The organism is bacterium, from assembly GCA_040753555.1.
Classification (GTDB): Bacteria; UBA9089; UBA9088; order UBA9088; family UBA9088; genus JBFLYE01.
Map to the genome: position 1 here is coordinate 1 of JBFMDZ010000183.1, position 4,078 is coordinate 4,078.

Annotated in this window: 3 protein-coding genes; all 3 read left to right on the top strand. The window is 33.9% G+C overall.

All coding sequences use genetic code 11. The features are described 5' to 3' along the window. The first annotated feature begins 257 nt into the window (after nt 1–257). Genes der through AB1630_10895 form a run of 3 tightly spaced genes read left to right on the top strand, consistent with a single transcriptional unit; the run spans nt 258 to nt 3,876 of the window. Nucleotides 258–1,538, top strand: coding sequence for a ribosome biogenesis GTPase Der (gene der / locus AB1630_10885; protein MEW6104296.1), 1,281 nt, complete (start codon nt 258–260; stop codon nt 1,536–1,538). Next, entirely contained in the window at nt 1,538–3,040 is a 1,503-nt protein-coding gene (gene uvrC, locus AB1630_10890; protein ID MEW6104297.1) for an excinuclease ABC subunit UvrC, read from the top strand. Before der ends, uvrC begins: the two co-directional genes overlap by 1 nt. Next, the gene (locus AB1630_10895) at nt 3,037–3,876 is read left to right on the top strand and encodes a cytochrome c biogenesis protein ResB (protein MEW6104298.1); all 840 of its coding nucleotides are present in this window, start codon (nt 3,037–3,039) and stop codon (nt 3,874–3,876) included. Before uvrC ends, AB1630_10895 begins: the two co-directional genes overlap by 4 nt. Nucleotides 3,877–4,078 lie beyond the last annotated feature (202 nt).

Sequence of the window (4,078 nt, forward strand, 5' to 3'; positions counted from 1 at the left end):
CCCATTCTCCCCTTTTTCTGTGAAACGGAGAAATTTCTCCCCTTCTTAAGATTCTCCCTTTCTCCCCTTCTCCCTCTCTCCAATTCATCCATTCTCCGTTTCTCTCTGTAATGACTGAATAGTTACATTCTTTCTTCTTTCTACCCCCCTTACAAAAAATCCTTGAAATTCTAATAATTCTGTGAGATAATTTATTTGTTGCATCTGTCTGGATTGTCCTCCTTTTTGAGAGATTTAAAAGGATATTATACCCTTTAATGTTTAAGGTTTGTATTGTTGGAAGACCAAATGTTGGAAAATCAACCCTCTTTAATAGGCTTATTGGAAAAAAAGTAGCATTTATTGACAAAGAGCCTGGGATAACAAGGGATAGGAATTATGGAGAGGCAATCTGGGGAAAATTCTCCTTTACCCTTATTGATACAGGCGGAATAGATAATGAGAAAACAGACATTGCAGGTAAGATAAAGGAGCAGGTGGATTTTGCGATAAAGGAGGCAGATTTAATTATCCTCCTTCTTGATGGAAAAGATGGAATTTTGCCAGGTGATATTGAAATCCTCAATTCTTTAAGAAAGAGGGGAAAGGATGTTTTGCTTGTTGTAAACAAGATGGATAAAACGCCATACAAGGAAAGCGATTTGGCAGATTTTTATAAGCTAGGGCTTCCTTTAATTCCTATATCAAGCGACCATGGGATAAATATTGACGAGCTTTTGGATGAGATAAGAGATAGAGGGCAGAGGGCAGAGCACCAGAGCACCAGAGCACCAGAGCACCAGAGGACAGAGGTAGAGGGGATAAATATTGCCATTATTGGAAGGCCAAATGTTGGAAAAAGCTCTTTACTTAATCTTATAACAAAAAAGCAAAGGGTAATTGTTTCATCTACACCGGGAACAACAAGGGATTCTATAATAGAGGGTTTTACATTCAAAGATAGGGAATTTACCCTTGTTGATACAGTAGGGATAAGGAAAAAGATTGCATCAAGGATTGAGGCAGGTTATGTTGCATCCGCAAAAAGGTGTATAAAAAAGGCAGATATTGTTTGGCTCCTTATTGATGGGTTTGAGGGGCTTACTAGCCAGGAAAAAAGGCTTATTGAGGAGATAGAATCTCAATTTGTCCCCTATATCATTGTTGTCAATAAATTAGACCTTATAAAAGCAGATAAGAGCGATTATAGGGCTTATATTTTAAAAAGCCTTCCATTTTTGGATTCTCCCAATATCCTTTTTACCTCTTGCATTACTGGTATAGGAATAAAAACCCTCCTTAATGAAACATATAGCCTTTCAGAAAGCCTAAATATATCTATAAAAACAAGCCTTTTGAATAAGGCTATATCCCAATTTAAAATAGAAAGACCAAAGATATACTATGCAACACAGACAAACCCCTCTCCACCAACATTTACTTTATTTGTAAATAATCCCCTTTTTACAGAAGAAAATTTTCTTAAGAGAATAAAGAGGTTTTTAAGGAAAAAACTTAATATCTCCATTCCAATAAATGTTCTTATCAAAAAAGCATAATGGAATTAAAGGATGCACCAAATAAGCCTGGTGTGTATATCTTTAAGGATAAGGAAGATAAGCCAATTTACATTGGAAAGGCAGGCTCTCTTAAGAAAAGGCTTTCTCAATACATTAGCCCAAAATCATTAAAGCAACAAATCCTTGTTTCACACATTGCCTCTATAGAATGGTTTTTGTGCGATTCAGAGCTTGAGGCTTTGTTACTTGAGGCAAACCTTATAAAAAAATATAAGCCAAAATTTAATGTCTCTCTGAAGGACGATAAGGCATACCCATTTATAAAGATAACAAAAGAAGCATTTCCAAGGATATTAACAACAAGAAGGTTAACAAAAGATGGCTATTTTTTTGGTCCATATAGAGCAGGGATTTTAAGAAAAACAATAAAGATAGCAAAGGAGGTTTTTAAAATAAGGTCTTGCAAGAAGATGCCAAATAAGCCCTGTCTCTTATTCCATATAGGACAATGTATTGCACCCTGTAAGGGAGAAATATCAGAGGCTGAATATAACAAAAATATAAAGGATGTAATTGTTTTTCTTTCTGGAAGCCATAAAATTCTTCTTAAAAGCCTTGAAAAAAGAATGAAAAATGAGGCAATTAAATTAAATTTTGAAGATGCAGGAAAGATTAGGGATGAAATTATTGCCATAAAGTCCATATGTGAATCTCAAAAGGCATTCTTTACAAGGCCCATAAACTATGATGTGATTGGACAATCAACCATTCCTTCTGCAATCTTTGTCCTTGTAATAAGGGAGGGAAAACTAATAGGAGAATACCCCTGCATCATATCATATCAAGAAGATGCTATATCTGGTTTTATAAAGCAATTTTATTTATTTACAACAAACACACCAGATGAGATAATAATTGAGAGCGATATAGAGGATAAGGCACTAATTGAGAAGGCTCTTTCAAAGATAAAAGGAAAAAGGGTTTTAATTACAATACCAAAGAGGGGAAAAAAAATGGAATTGCTTATCCTTGCAAAAAAGAATGCAGAGCTTTTTGCTTTAAGAAATGCACAAATAAGGGATGGGATTTTTGATATTCTTGGATTTTCTCCAAAATGCATAGAGGCAATTGATATATCAAATATCTCTGGCAATTATGCAGTCGGCTCCCTTGTTGTATTTGAAAATGGCATAGCAAATAGGGATGAATATAGAAGGTTTAAAATAAGAACAAAGGGACCAGATGACTATAGAATGATAAGGGAGGTATTAGAAAGGAGGATTAAAAGGCTTATCAAGGAAAATAAAAGGCTTCCAGACCTTATTCTTATAGATGGTGGAAAAGGTCATCTTAATGTTGCAATAGATACCCTGAAATCTTTTGATATAAACATAAATGTCGCATCAATTGCAAAAGAGCCTGATAGAATTTTCCTTAAAGATAAAGAGCCAATTCCTATTGAAGCCTCTTTTCTTCAAAATATAAGGGATGAGGCACACAGGTTTGCAATATCCTATCACAAGAAATTAAGACGGATATGAAAATTCTACTTAAATGGACTCTGGTATTGCTAGGCTTCCTTATTATAACACAAGGAATAGGGGGTTTTCATTCTCCTTATCTTCTTCTTTTTTCAAGCCTTTCTATTGTAATAAGCATTATCCTTTGCTTTGTTTTTGGAGGGAAAAGGGGGATTTCTTATTGGCTCTGTCATTTGGGAATTATCATTATTTTGCTTGGAGGAGCCTTAAGTCATTTCTTTTCTTTCAGGGAAATTATAAAGATAAATGAAGGGGATAGGGTTTCTATACCAAAAACCAATTATTCTATAATGCTTTCTTCTTTTAAAATTACCCATTACGAAGATAAAAGCCCAAAAGAATTCCGTTCAGATATTGTTTTGTATAAAGATAAAACAAAGGTTGCATCTTTTAAAATCCTTGTTAATCACCCATTTTCCTTTGGAGGATATAGGTTCTATCAGATGGATTATGGGGTTACCTCTTTTGATATAATAATTGCAATGGACAATAAAGAATTTTTGGTAAAAAATATAGGCGATGAATTCAAGGTAGATGACATAAAAATCAAGGTTTTAGATTTCTTGCCAGATTTTGTTATAATAGATGGGGTGGCACAAACTAGGTCTTTTAATTTCAACAATCCAGCAATAAAGGTAGAAATATCCAAAGAAAACAAAAAAGATACAGGATGGGTTTTTTTGAATTTTGAATACCATAAGGATTTTCCCATTACATTTAAAAGAATAATTCCAAAGAGCTATTTTTCTACTATTGAGGTAGTCAAGGACCCTGGGGGATCTATTGTGTTTATTGGATTTTTTGTTTTAGGATTAGGAATAATTTTAAGATTATAGTCAAAACACTAAATTTTCATACAGGAGATATACCAAAAAGCAATTGGTTTCAGTATAGGTTTTTGCCAAAGTTTATTACCCAACTTCAACAGAAACTTGGCGAAATTGGTGGTAGCGAAAGTAGAATTTCTTGTATTTATAAGGGATTGAGGGGTATGGGGAGGTAAAAATTACAAAAAAGTGAGTGACAATAAAATGTAAA

What these genes read in the sequence shown, in the direction of transcription:
- der (MEW6104296.1), top strand. Translation starts at nt 258, where the DNA reads ATGTTTAAGGTTTGTATTGTTGGAAGACCAAATGTTGGAAAATCAACC.
- uvrC (MEW6104297.1), top strand. Translation starts at nt 1,538, where the DNA reads ATGGAATTAAAGGATGCACCAAATAAGCCTGGTGTGTATATCTTTAAG.
- AB1630_10895 (MEW6104298.1), top strand. Translation starts at nt 3,037, where the DNA reads ATGAAAATTCTACTTAAATGGACTCTGGTATTGCTAGGCTTCCTTATT.